The organism is Leptogranulimonas caecicola (genome assembly GCF_023168405.1).
GTDB lineage: Bacteria > Actinomycetota > Coriobacteriia > Coriobacteriales > Atopobiaceae > Leptogranulimonas > Leptogranulimonas caecicola.
In genome coordinates, this window is sequence record NZ_AP025285.1 from 1,499,583 (window position 1) to 1,513,830 (window position 14,248).

Annotated in this window: 11 protein-coding genes; all 11 read right to left on the reverse strand. The window is 54.9% G+C overall.

Translation table 11 applies throughout. The annotated features are described in order from the left end of the window. Nucleotides 1–152: 152 nt before the first annotated feature. The 11 genes from OR601_RS06690 to OR601_RS06740 all read right to left on the reverse strand — a co-directional run bounded on the left by OR601_RS06690 (nucleotide 153) and on the right by OR601_RS06740 (nucleotide 14,207). Nucleotides 153–1,820, reverse strand: coding sequence for a formate--tetrahydrofolate ligase (locus tag OR601_RS06690; RefSeq protein ID WP_265591456.1), 1,668 nt, complete (start codon nucleotides 1,818–1,820; stop codon nucleotides 153–155). 133 nt (nucleotides 1,821–1,953) lie between these two features. Continuing rightward, nucleotides 1,954–2,373 (reverse strand): hypothetical protein, encoded by a 420-nt coding sequence (locus tag OR601_RS06695; protein ID WP_136012095.1) that lies wholly within the window; start codon nucleotides 2,371–2,373, stop codon nucleotides 1,954–1,956. Nucleotides 2,374–2,417: 44 nt separating this feature from the next. Beyond that, nucleotides 2,418–3,479, reverse strand: coding sequence for a Holliday junction branch migration DNA helicase RuvB (gene ruvB, locus OR601_RS06700; protein WP_136012094.1), 1,062 nt, complete (start codon nucleotides 3,477–3,479; stop codon nucleotides 2,418–2,420). Further along, the gene (gene ruvA / locus OR601_RS06705; protein WP_265591457.1) at nucleotides 3,479–4,126 is read right to left on the reverse strand and encodes a Holliday junction branch migration protein RuvA; all 648 of its coding nucleotides are present in this window, start codon (nucleotides 4,124–4,126) and stop codon (nucleotides 3,479–3,481) included. The genes ruvB and ruvA overlap by 1 nt, the downstream gene beginning before the upstream one ends. Then, nucleotides 4,127–4,720 carry a crossover junction endodeoxyribonuclease RuvC gene (gene ruvC, locus OR601_RS06710; RefSeq protein WP_323373071.1) on the reverse strand — a complete coding sequence of 198 codons (594 nt, stop codon included), beginning with the start codon at nucleotides 4,718–4,720 and terminating at the stop codon, nucleotides 4,127–4,129. Between the two features lie 115 nt (nucleotides 4,721–4,835). After that, nucleotides 4,836–6,581: a nitrilase-related carbon-nitrogen hydrolase gene (locus OR601_RS06715; RefSeq protein ID WP_265591458.1), complete on the reverse strand. Its 1,746-nt coding sequence runs from the start codon at nucleotides 6,579–6,581 to the stop codon at nucleotides 4,836–4,838. 771 nt (nucleotides 6,582–7,352) lie between these two features. Beyond that, the gene (locus OR601_RS06720; RefSeq protein WP_265591459.1) at nucleotides 7,353–7,742 is read right to left on the reverse strand and encodes a desulfoferrodoxin family protein; all 390 of its coding nucleotides are present in this window, start codon (nucleotides 7,740–7,742) and stop codon (nucleotides 7,353–7,355) included. Between the two features lie 172 nt (nucleotides 7,743–7,914). Next, nucleotides 7,915–10,005 (reverse strand): DUF6541 family protein, encoded by a 2,091-nt coding sequence (locus tag OR601_RS06725; protein WP_323373093.1) that lies wholly within the window; start codon nucleotides 10,003–10,005, stop codon nucleotides 7,915–7,917. A gap of 198 nt (nucleotides 10,006–10,203) precedes the next feature. Then, nucleotides 10,204–11,145: an acyltransferase gene (locus OR601_RS06730; RefSeq protein ID WP_265591461.1), complete on the reverse strand. Its 942-nt coding sequence runs from the start codon at nucleotides 11,143–11,145 to the stop codon at nucleotides 10,204–10,206. 120 nt (nucleotides 11,146–11,265) lie between these two features. Then, nucleotides 11,266–12,714: a basic amino acid/polyamine antiporter gene (locus tag OR601_RS06735; RefSeq protein WP_265591462.1), complete on the reverse strand. Its 1,449-nt coding sequence runs from the start codon at nucleotides 12,712–12,714 to the stop codon at nucleotides 11,266–11,268. Nucleotides 12,715–12,725: 11 nt separating this feature from the next. Continuing rightward, nucleotides 12,726–14,207, reverse strand: coding sequence for an APC family permease (locus tag OR601_RS06740; protein ID WP_265591463.1), 1,482 nt, complete (start codon nucleotides 14,205–14,207; stop codon nucleotides 12,726–12,728). Between the last annotated feature and the right edge of the window lie 41 nt (nucleotides 14,208–14,248).

Genomic DNA, 14,248 nt, shown 5'->3' on the forward strand with positions numbered 1-14,248 from the left:
GCGATCTCTGACACCTTAAAAACCCTTCAACTTTTGCCGGAGAGGCGCATCTCCCTACGAGATCTTCACTGAAAATCTCCTGATAATGATAATGCCACATCTATCGATGTATTGGCACCAGAGTTTTCACTAAAGGCTCTTCTCGTAACGCCCTAGAAAAGGCCGAGAATGACTCCCTCGTCGGTAACGTCGATTTTCTCGGCTGCAGGACGCTTGGGAAGACCCGGCATAGTCATGATGGCACCTGTGAGCGCCACCACAAAACCAGCACCGGCATCCACCTTGACCTCGCGCACGGTGATACGGAAGTGCTCTGGGGCGCCAAGCTTGGTCTGATCGTCAGTGAAAGAATACTGGGTCTTGGCGATGCAAACCGGCAGAGAACCAAAACCGTTTTTCTCCAGCTCTGCCAACTGACGAGTGGCCCCAGGCGTGAAATCGACGCCGTCTGCGCGGTAGATGCGTTTGGCCACTGCCTCGATAGCGCTCTTGACCGGAGTGCCCGTGGCGTAGCAAAAATCGAAATGGTTGGGCTCATCCACCAGGCGAAGCACCTCTTGCGCCAGCTCCTTGCCGCCAGCCCCGCCCTTGGCCCACACCTCCGAAAGGCGTACGTTGACGCCCTGGGCCTTGAGAGCATTGGCCACCAGCGCAAGTTCTGCCTCGGTATCTGTGGGGAAGCGATTGATGGCAACCACGCAGGGCAGGCCATAGACGTCCGTCATGTTGGAGACGTGGCGGGAAAGGTTGGGGATGCCTGCTGCCAGCGCATCCAGGTTCTCCTCGCCCAACTGGTCCTTGGGCACGCCGCCGTTGTATTTGAGAGCACGAACCGTGGCCACCACCACTACCGCATCGGGCTTGAAGCCACCCATGCGGCAGGTGATGTCCAAGAACTTCTCCGCGCCTAGATCGGCTCCAAAGCCAGCTTCGGTAAGGGCGATGTCTCCATAATGCATGGCCATACGCGTGGCCATCACAGAGTTGCAGCCGTGGGCGATATTCGCGAAGGGGCCGCCATGCACAAAGGCGGGAGTGCCTTCAAGGGTCTGCACCAAATTGGGCATCAGCGCATCTTTGAGCAGGGCAGCCATGGCTCCCTGAGCATGAAGGTCGCCTGCGGTCACAGGCTTCCTGTCGAAGGTATAACCAACCACAATGCGAGACAGGCGCTCTTTGAGGTCGCGGATGGAAGAAGACAGGCAGAGCACTGCCATAACCTCGGAAGCCACCGTAATGTCAAAGCCGTCTTGACGCGGCATACCATCGGCCACGCCACCAAGGCCATCCACCACGTTGCGCAGCTGGCGGTCGTTCATATCCACGCAGCGCTTCCAGGTGATGCGGCGAGGATCGAGGCCCAGCTCATTGCCTTGCTTGATATGGTTGTCCACCATGGCAGCCAACAGATTGTTGGCGGCGCCAATGGCGTGAAAGTCTCCAGTAAAATGAAGATTGATATCCTCCATGGGCACCACCTGAGCATAGCCGCCGCCAGCAGCCCCGCCCTTAATGCCAAATACAGGACCTAGGGAAGGCTCGCGAAGGGCAACCACCGCATTGCTCCCGCACTGACGCAGCGCATCTGCCAAACCGATAGTGGTGGTGGTCTTGCCTTCGCCTGCAGGGGTGGGGTTGATGGCGGTAACCAACACCAGCTTGGCCTGGTGACCCGGATCCTGCTTTAAAACCGAATAGTCCACCTTCGCCTTATCGCGTCCATAGGGAATCCAATCCCTCTCGGGGATGCCCAGCTTGTCTGCGACAGCGGCAATAGGCTCGGTCTTTGCAGCTTGAGCGATTTCGATATCTGACAGCATAACGCTCCTATCTCGCACAGGTTAGCTCGACAGAACACCAGCACGCCAATGGAAGATCCCCCCCCATTGGCACCTATTACTCAGGTTATTTTAATGGATGGGAGCCCAACAACCTACAGGACTCCGGCCGCCCTTAGATGAAGCGGCCTTGGGCGCGAGCGTCTTGAATCTCTTTGTCCAAATCCTTAAATTGCTCAGGCACGATTTGATTGTTGAAACCAAAGCCCAATGCCACTGCACGAGCTTGCTGGCGCCTAAGAGCGGCGGTTTCCTTGTCGCCCCTCTGCGCCTCCGCATCCCCCAGACGCGCCAAGACATAAGCCACCGAGTCTCCCAAGGCGTCCCCATTGCCTCCTAAGGCAATCATGGTGACCAGGGAATCTGGAGAGAGCGACAAAAGCATATCGGGATCGAGTTCTAAAAGCTCTCCCAATGCCTCCTCCACTTCGCCAATGGACTCGGTTTTGCGCAAGATGACCGCGTCTTTGAGATACACCTCCATCTGCTTGGTGAAAGACTCAATGAGCTTAGAAAGATAGTCACGCTGAAGCATAGGGCGCTCCTTAAGGAGAAGGCGATTGGAAAACCACAAGGAGTCTAGTTGGTAGGCGGAGTTATACCCATATGCTCAAAGGCCGCCAGAGTGGCTTGGCGCCCTTGAGGGGTGCGGGTCATGAGGCCATGCTGGAGCAGAAAAGGCTCATAGACTTCCTCCAGTGTAGAGGCATCCTCGCCCACTGCGCTTGCAATTGTGGAAAGACCAACGGGACGGCCCCGGAACGTCTCGCAAAGAGTGGACAGTATCTTGCTATCCATCCAATCGAGCCCCAACTCGTCAATCTCGAAGAACGAAAGGGCGTCGGCAGCGACATCCCAAGTGATCTCCCCAGAGGCGCGCACTTGAGCGTAGTCTCGCACGCGCTTGAGCAGACGGTTGGCCAAACGAGGGGTACCTCGACTGCGACTGGCGATCTCCGCTGCCCCCTGCATGTCGATATTCACTCCTAGGATGCCTGCTGAACGGTTGACGATCTGTGCCAACTCTGCGTTTGTGTAGTAATCGAGTCGGTAAGAAATGCCAAAGCGATCGCGCAGAGGGCCAGTGAGAAGGCCTGTGCGCGTAGTGGCTCCCACCAACGTAAAGGGCGGAATCTCAAAGCGCATAGACCGGGCGCCGGGGCCATCGCCAATCATAATGTCCAGATAGAAATCCTCCATAGCCGAATAGAGAATCTCTTCCACGTTATGACTGAGACGATGGATCTCGTCGATGAAAAGAACATCGCCTTCGCTCAGATTGGTAAGCGTGGCAGAAAGCTCGACCGGCCTAGTGATAGCAGGACCGGAAGTAGTGTGCAGAGCACCGCCCATTTCGTTGGCAACAATGGCGGCCAACGTGGTTTTGCCTAAGCCTGGAGGGCCGGAGAAAAGCACATGGTCTAACACCTCACCACGAGATCTCGCAGCGTCGATGAGCACACGAAGGTTCTCCTTGATGCGGCTTTGACCACAGTAATCTTCTAAGGTTTGGGGACGCAGGCTGCGGTCGATATCCACATCTTCTGGCGCAAGCTCAGCCGAAACGCTTCTGCGCTGGCCTGTAATGCGATTGTGAGCACTGCCTGCAAAGAGATCCGAGTCAGCGTCTGCCTCCCACATTACAGCCCACCCCCCACTCGTTTGAGGCCATAGCGAACCGCCTCTTCAAAAGTTACGTCTTGAGGCAAGCCTTCGAACACTACATCTGCTTCTTGCGGGGTAAGCCCCATACCCAGCAGCGCCTGGCGAGCCTGTGCCACCACGGCCGAACCTTGGCCTGCATCTGCCGCAGTGAGAGCAACTGCACCTATGGGCAAGGGGGCAGCTTGCATGAGCATTTTAAGCTCCGCATCCTTGGCAAAAAGATCGAGCAGTTCTGGCAACAACCGTGTGGCAGACTTCTTGCCAACCCCAGGCACCGAAGTAAGCATATTCACGTCTTGGGCGGCCACTACCGCCGCGAGTTGCTTTGGCGAAAAACTCGAGAGAATCTTAAGCGCCAATGCGGGGCCTACCTTGGCGATGGATATCAGTTTGTCAAATACAATGCGCTCTTCCTTGCCAGAGAAGCCGTAAAGAGTCACTGCATTCTCTGTGACGCGCATGCGCACGTACAAGGTGACCCCCGAGCTGCCTTGTACCGGAAGATCTGAAAGCGTGGTGCGCGATACCAATAACTCGTAGCCCACACCCGCCACATCCAGAACGATAAGAGAGGGAACCTCCGGGCTCGCCTCCACCAGCGTTCCGCAGAGCCGTGCAATCATTTACATGCTCCTCTCGAGAGCTTCCCCAGGATAGCGCTGAAAACCTACTACTGCCTCGTGAGCCCGTTGTGCCCTGCGGTCGTTTTGCACAGTATGGGCATGGCACACTGCGGCGGCCAAGGCGTCGGCACAGTGATCTGGCTTAGGGTCATGATCGAGCGCCAAAAGAATGCGCGTCATAGTAGTGACCTGATGCTTGTCTGCGGCACCAGTACCGGCTACAGCTTTTTTGATTTGCATAGGAGTGTACTCCCCTACCGTGCACCCGCCGCACGCACAGGCGACCAGGGCCGCTCCCCGCGCGTGGGCGGTTGCGATGGCGCTCTTGGTGTTTTGGCCAAAGAAAATCTGCTCGATGGCTACCTCAGAAGGGTGATAGCGGTCTATCACCTGCCGGATTTCTTTATAAATTGAGTGCAAACGCACATCCATGGGCTCCTCTGTCCCTGTAGCGCAGCACCCATAGGCGCGTGCGCGGCAGAGAGACCCTTTGGTTTCTATGACACCCCAGCCCGTGTGTGCCAAGCCAGGATCTATACCAAGAATAACCACTACGCCTCCGAACAACCGTTCTATGGTGCAGTAGTCTACCACACAACCCCGTCAGTACCGGAACACAGGATGCCCAGACGCGCCGTCTGCCTCTCATGGCGCTTGCAGCCAAAAGCCCCAAAGGTCAATCAGCAAATCTTCTGGGGATCAATTGGATCTAGTTTTTGGAAAAGAGGCCTGATCCCCAAAGGTCATCCCCGTTGGTAGAAAACCCCCCGGATGAGGCAAAATCCTGCAGATAGCTGTGGAGATTGTGCGGGAGATCCAAAGACGCGGGATCTGCAGCGTCTTCGAAAGCCCCCGCGAGCGTTTGGAGGCGCTCCATAAGGCTCATGATATCTGCGTTGTTCATAGCGGTGGAAAGGCCGGCAACCACTTCTGGCATCGAAGACACATGGGCGGTGCTAGATGCTCTATGGATAGCGATCGGAGTGCGGCGCTCTACTAAGGCGCGCTCCGAGATAATGGGGCCTGCGGGGCAATTGCGGCGAGATAGCTCGCCTTTGCCAACCGCACTCAAGATACCCAAGGTCTCCTCGAGGTTGCCGCCCTCACGCACTACATCGGTGACAGACTCGCCTCGCTCAATGACACTTAAGAGCACCGAATCCAGCTCTGAGAGCGTACGGGCGTCTGAAAGCGCATGCGCGTCGGCCACTAAATCACGGGGCACATCAAGGCGAGCCAATACCGAGCGCGGAATCACTGGGCTTTTACCATTGCGGTCTGAAGCCAGTGCCAAGATATCTGTACGGTAGACATCCGAGAAGGGCGCAAACGATGCAGCATGATAGCAGTCTGGATCTTGCTGAAGAGCCAGTGCTGTCTTGTCGACTGCAGTAAGCATGAGCAAACCGGGGCCCAAGATCTGAGGAGCAGCGGCCCGAGCCAAGAGCCGGATCACCGCAAGTGGATTGCTGTCTATAAGCTCAGCAGCCTGCTTAAAATCCGACTTATTAACTTCTTCTGCATGAATCCTAAGGTTGCGCGCCAGATGACGGGCGTCTTTTAACGCATCTTCGTCAGCAGAGGGAACGAGAAGGCCCCATACGCGCATAGGTCCCAGCGCATCTACTGCGAGCGCAGCAAGCACTGAGGTCAGAAGGTCGCCGGTAAGCAGGAGGCCCACCCCGCGCGCCCCTTGTTTATCCACAAAATCACGGAGTGCCAAGGTAAGTGCGCCCCATATCATGCGCATGCGCTGATAAGGCGCAGGAGCCAAGGGTTCCTCAAGCGGCCCTTCTGACAGAGGCTCAACTTCCACAAGCTCCATGGCCTCTTCGAAGTTGGGAAGCGCTGCAGCGATTTCCCCCCAGGGGGAAATAACAAAAGAGCCACCCGAATAGACGATCTCGTCCTGCGCGCCAATGGAATTAACTCCCACCAGCCAGCTGTTCGCTTTTGTAGCTTCCCCAATATAGAAGCCATCACCCAACGTTGCACCCATTGAAGTGGCCTCATCGTCTGCACAAAAACCGCTGAAGGGCAGGTAGATGATGACATCTGCATTCTCTGAGCCGGCACTATAGGCTGCGAGGCCCTCAAGATCAAGGGCGACCCCAAAGTCTGTATCCTGCTGCACAAACTGCATCACAGGCTCATCCCCTGGCATGTGTCCATGAGCCTTGAGGTAAGCCACACTGGCTCCCATACGCAAAGGAACGATTTTCTTATCGTGGATGTAGGCCACCTCTGGCACAGGCTGGCCAGAGCTCTCGAAGAGAAACGGTACTAGGATGGGCACAGAGGCGCGCTCTGCCAGCTCGTCGAGTACCAAGGCAATGTCTGTCTCGACCCCTTCTTGATTGAGCAGAGATTGAGGGTTGAATCCCGTAAGGGTAGTTGCAGGAAAGATTACGAGATCGGCCCCTTGCCGCTCGAAGGTGGAAGCAGCAGAGAGCATACGCGCTATAGTCTCCTCATAGGCGCACATGGTTGCATTAATTTGTACTAATGCGATTTTCACAACTCCCACCTCCTCTTGTCGCCTATAGGATACACCACAATACTATCCGCAGGTATGTGGGGTATTTTATTGATCTATCGTCATGTATTGATAGATGTAAGAGAAGATCTCGCTCACGGTTATGGTTGTCCCCTTATTTTATTGTTCATGTTGGTACATTTTGATTATATATTCACACTTGATTTCATAATCAGTATTAGACCATCAAAGGCACCTTCTATATCTGAAGGGCATCTATTATTCGTATCTTGTTTATTAGATATGTTTGTCACCAAGAACTGGTGAAGCTTAGACTGTTAGGCAACCAATGGCCCATTCACTTATCGACGTTGCCATATCAAAGAGTACGAAGGAAAGAGCCGCGACCGTTCGCTCGAAGGCTGCTGAGTCTGCCCAAATTCATAGTGGAAAACCCACCGCAGTGAACCTCGACAACTCAGTGGGCAAAGCATAAAGAATATAAGTTTATTCATCTAAAAAACGTCGCAACATGAAAAGAGGATTCTAGCAAAGGCAGCGAATCAACACACTAACCGCAAAGCCTTTAAGCAAGAAACCTGCTGGGATAGATGATAGCTTGTTCGTCCCTCTATTTTATGCAGGGATTGTGAAACTATATAAAAAAGCGGGCAAAGCGAGGAAATCGCCAGCTTTACCCGCTTTAAATGCAAAAGCGCGCCATCTATACCTTAAAAAGAGGCTCCCGGACTACTTGGAGACCTCCGCCTTCCAGAGACCATGGAGGTTGCAATAGGCATACACAGTGCCATGCTCGAGGTTCTTGCCGCAGAAACGTACGTGAGGAGCGTCCTCGGGAGTAAGGTGCTTAATGGTGACGTCGCCGTTGTCGGCCACCAGAGCCACCCACTCAATAAGGTGCTCGGGCGTCATAGGATGGTCTACAGAGCCTACGTTGACCTCGATATGGTTGCCATCCCAAGCAATCGAAGGCACGTGCTTCTCGGTAGCGGCATCCACGGAATCGGCTACCAAGAGCTCCATGGGCTCGCCGCAGCACTGAGGGGTCACGCCCCCATCGACGATGGTGTAAAAAAGATTGCCGCAGTGGTTGCAGCGCCAAAACTTAACATCAGCCATGATATCTCCTTTCGAAAAAACGGCACAAGAGATCCTCCTGTGCTCTCATGTAGCTTACCTACCCAAAGGGGCCAGATATTCGGTGGCAGAGGAGAAGCCAAAGAGTTCCACAAGTTGGCCAAAGGGCAAAGGCTATGCCCATGACTCGCAACGAAGCACGCCTCTTTTGCCCCTAGCTCTTAGTGGCGGCCGGCAGCGGCTCGATGCGATAGAGAGCCATGTCGCCCTCAGAGAGGACCAGCTTGAAGCCTGGGGTGTCAGGGTTTATGGATGCGATGCCCACCCAGTCACCCACTCGATTGCGGTCGTAGTCTGCATAGTTGGCGCCGTAGGGGCCCTTTGCAGAGAGTTGGAGCACGTATTTGGCATCCAAGTCTTTCACCGCCTGCTGTACCTGAGGATTTGTAGCGTATTCATTGAGATGCAAACGAATGGCCTGGCTCTGTGCCGAATCTTCGTCGGTGATCTCTCGCTTATAGAGGACATTCACGCCATCCACCGGGTAAGCATACATAGAGCCATCGAGAGGGATGTTGAGAATCAGATCCTTCGCGCCCGTGATACGCTTCACTCGTTGCATGAACTTCGCATCGTTTTGGTTATAGAACATTGAAGCGTCTGGATCCGACACCCACTGCAACTCTCTCTCCTGCCAAGCAAAGGCACCACCAGGCAGATCTCTCGAAGGGCCCAAATAGATGTGGTTCTCGTCCTTTGGATATTCGTTGATGGCAAAGGCTTCCCCGTAGTTGCCTGTCGCAAAAAGAACGCATACCACCAGCGCCACCTTGGGAAGAAGAGTTTTCCGCAGTCCCCTTTCAGCGGTCCGATCTCGAATTGCAGTTATGGCCTTGATAAAGCCACGATAGACGGCATAGAGGCCAAAAGCCGCTATCACCGATGCCCAAAGACCCACCAGCGCAGCCGTTCTGTCTGGATCGGTGTAGAAAAAGCCCGCAAACACCTTCTTGATATCCGCCGTTCCAACCGCATTCGCAAAGAATATTGCGACTAGCGCTCCGTAGGAGAGAGCAATCCATCCTGTACCTTTATGGGTAACGCACCAGATGAAGCCGACAAGCACCACCGCTGCGAGCACCGGTTGAACTACCTCGATCCTCAATCCCAAAAGAGCTACCTGTTTGAGCGCCTCTGACACAGGGATCGTCCACTCCCAGAGAAAGCCTACCGTAGCGGCAAAGACGGGAGAGAGCAGGCAGGCGACCCAAACGCCCAAGCAAAGGGCAATCACACCAACCTCTAAGCCGAGGAATTTGAAGAATGACGAAGGTTTTTGAGGGAGACTTCTTCCCCACGCAGGGATAAGACCGCCTATCACATAGCAGCCGCCTATCACACCGCAAGCAATCGCCGCATTGGGATGCAGATCAACGAGCCCTATCAAAGAAACAATGAAGAGCGCCAGCGCCGCCCTATTGAGCTCTAGCTTGAAGGAGCCGTCTTCAGTCTTGGAGTGCACCGCTGACACCAGGAGGCACACCATGAGAGGAACAAGGCAAAAGGCCACCACATTGGGGTAGTTCTGATGAATCACCAGCGCTCGCAGCGGAAAAGCATAGCTGGCCCCGCACGTGACAGACCCGCATAGCAGGAGCTGTTTGTCGCTTCTGCTGATTTGAGAGAGAAGCACGCAGACTCCCAAAGGGAAGGCCACTGCGCAAAAGATCGCGTTCACTGCGTTTTGAGCCACCAAGATGGGCGCCACCCCCGAAGCAAGAATCAGAGCCGCAAGGTTGTGATAGGCCACAGGATAAAAGCCTGTATACGCCGAGACACCCGAAGTGCCGTCAGAGAATGGCGCTTGATTTGCACGCACGTTGGACCCATACATCATGGAGTGCACAGGGGAAGTCGTAGCGCCGTCAACCATGGCCTTTATGCGAGTGAGATGGGCAGAGTTGTCGTTATATTGCAAGAACCAGTCAAAGCCGCCAGCGTTATTGAGAAATAGCCCTACGAACAACAGGGTCCCAAAAACCGCATAGAGCGCCATTATCGGCAAAGAAGGCTCTTGAATCTCGACGCTCCATGGGTGTGCCTTTCTGATCAAGAAGATCGCAGCACTTACCACCAGCGCAAGCCCCAACACCCCCGCTGCAAGCGGAGCTACACCATCTATAGAGGCAAATCCCAGAAAAAGGCTGACAACAAAGTAGAAGAAGACAGAGGGTCCCGGGGCAAGACAGAGGGCTGCGCGATATCCCACTCCGCTCGCAACACAAAGGAGCAAGCCTGGAACCATCAGCAAGCAAAGGCCCAAAAGAAATGCAAGGATGAACGACACCACGAACTATTCCTTTCTCAGGACAACCTGTTTAAGGCGTCCCCAGAGCTCGCACCAAATCAAAGAGACGGCCAGTGCCACGAAAAAGACCACAAGGCCTCGCACGACCGTGTTTTGCAGCCATTGATAATGGGGCCAATAGAGCCTAAGGCCAATCTAATTGATGATAGGCATTTGAATGAGATAGACGCCCAGAGAGGCCCCCGACACTTTTGCCAGCACTCGCTGGGAACCCTCCTTCAGGCTTTGCAGGCGAGGCTCAAGAGCCTGGGCACACAAGAATACGGCAGCAGCTTGAACCATGCAGAAGGGAGAGTTGATAGAAATCCAATAGGGGTTGTACTCGGCGGGAACTGCATCGAACCCAATAAAGCCGTTAGATCCTGCAGAGACGGCAGCCATTGCCGCTGTCGCTGCCAGATAAAGCAGGAGCATGGCCCACCAAGGTATAGAACGATTTAGGTAACGGGCAAGATAGAAGCCGCCAACATAGTAGAGAAGGGCCACATTGGCAAAAGCTGCCCAGCCAAAGAGGGGATCTAAATAAGAGCGGTCAAAGCCCAGTGTTGCTGCCAGTGGGATAAACACAGAGACCAACAGGGAGCATCCCATGATGTACTCAAGTAAATGTTTGCGTTGAGCTGCAAGGGACAAGAGAGGGGTAAGCATATAGAGGTAGATGATGGTATATAGAAACCAGTAGGTATCGTTGATGGTGTTTGAAAGCAGTCCTTTTATAAAGCCTTTGACGGTGAGCGTTGCATTTTCTGCACCCCAAAAGCTCAAAGGAAAAAGGCCGTAGAGCAAATAGCACACCGCGCTACCAAACAGCAGTACCACTCCTACTCGCTTAACGCGCTTGATGAAGAACGTTTTGGTGTCGTATTTGGATCGATAGTCCAGAAGGTTCATCCCGCTCACCGCAAAAAAGACAGGCACTGCAAAGATGAAGGCCGCTTGCAAAAAGAACGAGGTGAACCACTTTGGATCCCCTCCCCCTTGAGGAGCGAACACATCAAGGGACACATGGAGCATCACCACTGCAAAGGCAGCGAGAATGTTCAACCCATATACAAACACCAGACGCTTCTTGGCCATGAGGTCCTGCATTTCTACCGTTTCACGCCCCTTGAAAACGGGGGCACACCTGATCTGCGCAGCCGAGAAGAGAGCCTCGCTGCAGCGGTGAGACATAGTACCTGAGACAGATGAACAGCCTTAGATTAGTCCCACCATAGAACAGATGCCCACAATTGCGGCGATCACAATGATTACTGCAAGACATGCCTCGCTTTTGGTAAACACATGCTCTTTTCGGCGCGCCCAAAGATAGATGGGAAACCCTATGACAAAGATGGTGCACGCGACCACAAGTAGCTCGATATTGGCCTCATAGATGAGGTAGCAAGAGAACAAAGTGGCTGCCAAGCCAAATGCAAGCCCGGTAGAACGGCGGACGCAAGAGGACCAGGGGCCGCGCAAGGCCAGCTTGAATAGGTAGAAGCTGCACACCAAATAGCACGGCATGGCCATCACGGCAGTGATGTTTACCATAGCCTGCCAGGCGTTGCCTTGCACAAAGTGAGCCAGCACAATAAGGCCCTGCACCACCAACGTGGTGGCCAAGAGCGACGGCACCGGGGCGCCAACACGGTTCTCCTTGCAAAACACTTGGGGAAAGACCCGATCTTTTGCGGCATAGAACGGCATCTGGCCCAGCATTACCGTCCACACAAGCCAGGCAGACAGCACAGAGATCACGATGCCCACGTTCACCAGCACAGCGCCCCAAAGACCAAAATGCGAGGCAAGCAGTGCTGCCATCGAGGGATTGGCCATAGCGCCGATCTCATCTTGCGTGAACGAGCCATAAGGAACGATGGATACCAATACATAGAGCACCAGGGTGACCGTAAAGCCGATCATGGTGGCGCGCGACACCGCCTTGGCATTGACCGCCTCGCCAGAAACCACCACGGCGCCCTCGATTCCTATGAAAAGGAAGAGGGTGATCATCATGGTGCTTCCTACTTGGTCGAAGAACTGCGCGCGCTCGAGGGTGGCCGCCCCCTGGCTTCCCAGAGCATGCTGGGCAAAGAAGTCGCCGGAAAAACAAGAGCCCATGAGCAGGATAAACAGGACGATAGGCACCACTTTGCCAATGGTGCCTATGGCGTTGATGATGGCAGTGCTCTGGGCGCCTCGACAGGCCAACACGAACATGAGCCAGGTAATGCCTGAGGAAAGCGCAATGGAGGCCCAATTGGTGCCGTCGCCAAAGACCCCCGGGAAGAACAGGTCCAAGGTGGAGGGCAGCAAGATGGCATAGACCACCATGGCGAAACAGTTACAGACCCAATAGCCATAAGCCACCAGGAAGCCCATGAAGCGGCCGAAGCCTTTCTCGGCATAGGAATAGATGCCATTTTTAAGCTCGGGCTTTTCGATCGAGAGGATCCTAAAGACATTGGCCAAGCAAAGCATGCCTAGGCCGGTGACGATCCAGGCAAACAGCACGGCGACGGCGCTTGCACCCTGCGCCACAGATTGAGGCAGGTTGTAAACGCCGCCGCCCAACATGGCTGAAATGACAAGGCACACCAGGCCGAAGAGCCCCACTCGTTTGGGCTGAGCAGGCGTCTTCGCCCAGGAGTCATTTGAAGCCACAGCTATCTCCACTAACTAAAGTCGATCTCGTGCTTGAAGATCCTCGTTTGGATGAGGTAATAGATTACACCAATAAGCACCCAACCCCATCCGATGAGAGCGATGTCGAAGTCGATAGAGAAGAAGATGGCGCCGGTGACCAGGGCACCCAATACCGGGAAGACAAGCGAGCGCAGAACAGGAAGCTTTGTCTTCTTGCGGATAAAGGCGTACCAGATCACACAGAGATTAAGCAGGCAGTAGGTAGACAGCGCGCCAAAATTGGAAAGCTTGGCCACCTGAGTCATGCCCAGCGGGATAAGGAACAGGAGCATCACCAAAGAGAGACCGCAGACAAAGAGAGTGGCCACCTGAGGGACGCCGGTCTTCTTATCCATGATGCCTAGCTCCTTGGGAAGGGCGCCCGAGCGACTCATGACATAGAGCACGCGTGAGATGGAGGTGGTGGCAGTAAGACCGGTAAAGGCACCCAGAGCGATGGCGTTGGCCACAGCGCACACCACGCCAAACCAGGGGCCTCCTACCGCGCCAGCCAGAAGATAGAAGCCCGTGTTCTCATGACCTGCCATGATGGAGCCGGTGGGGTCTACCCAGGTGGCCACGAGGCACATGCCCACGAACATGCATGCCAAGATGATCACGATGAGGAGCATGGAATGGGCGGGGCCCTTCTTGGGGTCCTTGGCCTCCTCGGTAAGGGTGGCCACGCAGCCGAAGCCCACAAAGGACATGGCGCCCAGCGAGACAGAACCCATCATGCCGCTGAAGCTGAACTTCTGGGGGTTGAAGAGCGCAGTGAGGCTAAATCCCGAGGTCTCAGGATGTTGGAAGATGTAGACCAGGCCAAAGACGATGAACATGGCGAAGACCACGATCTCGCAGATGAGCGCGATCTTTTCTACCTTGATGGCATTGTTGAGGCTGCGGATGGACAGGAACGTGACAAATGCCAAGAACAGCAAGCACCATCCCCACACCGGCACCTGGGGCACGTATTGGTTGAGCGCCTGGCCCGCCTGAATGAACATGAGGTCGGGGGTGACCAAATACTGCAGCAACATGAGCCAACCTGCCACAAAGCCCACCGCCGGAGCCATGGTCTGGGAGGCATAGGTGTAGATGGAGCCCGAAGACGGGAAGAGCGGGATCATCACGCCAAAGGAGAACACCGTGAAGAGCATGCCCACTGCGCCGATGAGGTAGGACAGGGCCGGCATGCCGCCAGACATCTGGAAGATGGAGGCATAGAGGGCGAAAGGTGCGATGGGCACCATCATGATCATGCCGTAGGAGACCATGTCCTTCACGGTGAGCTTGCCGGACAGCTCTTTTTTAGAAGGCGTGGTGGGAGGCTTGCCGCCTGCCGTCTCTGCATCGTGGTGATATTTGAGCCCCCGCTCAGAGGGGGTTGCGGCTACCTGTTGCGGGGCAGCCGCCGCGGGCGACGCCTTCGCGGTGGCGGAAGGCTGAAACCCTAAATCGCTCTGTGTCATAGAGCCCTGCTTTCGTTGGACAGAATCGAGTACTGACAATC

Bases quoted from the DNA above. Each gene is read 5' to 3' on its own strand.
- ruvA (WP_265591457.1), bottom strand. From the start codon at position 4,126: ATGATTGCACGGCTCTGCGGAACGCTGGTGGAGGCGAGCCCGGAGGTT.
- OR601_RS06715 (WP_265591458.1), bottom strand. From the start codon at position 6,581: ATGCTCTCTGCTGCTTCCACCTTCGAGCGGCAAGGGGCCGATCTCGTA.
- OR601_RS06695 (WP_136012095.1), bottom strand. From the start codon at position 2,373: ATGCTTCAGCGTGACTATCTTTCTAAGCTCATTGAGTCTTTCACCAAG.
- OR601_RS06730 (WP_265591461.1), bottom strand. From the start codon at position 11,145: ATGGCCAAGAAGCGTCTGGTGTTTGTATATGGGTTGAACATTCTCGCT.
- OR601_RS06690 (WP_265591456.1), bottom strand. From the start codon at position 1,820: ATGCTGTCAGATATCGAAATCGCTCAAGCTGCAAAGACCGAGCCTATT.
- ruvB (WP_136012094.1), bottom strand. From the start codon at position 3,479: ATGTGGGAGGCAGACGCTGACTCGGATCTCTTTGCAGGCAGTGCTCAC.
- OR601_RS06725 (WP_323373093.1), bottom strand. From the start codon at position 10,005: ATGGTTCCAGGCTTGCTCCTTTGTGTTGCGAGCGGAGTGGGATATCGC.
- OR601_RS06740 (WP_265591463.1), bottom strand. From the start codon at position 14,207: ATGACACAGAGCGATTTAGGGTTTCAGCCTTCCGCCACCGCGAAGGCG.
- OR601_RS06720 (WP_265591459.1), bottom strand. From the start codon at position 7,742: ATGGCTGATGTTAAGTTTTGGCGCTGCAACCACTGCGGCAATCTTTTT.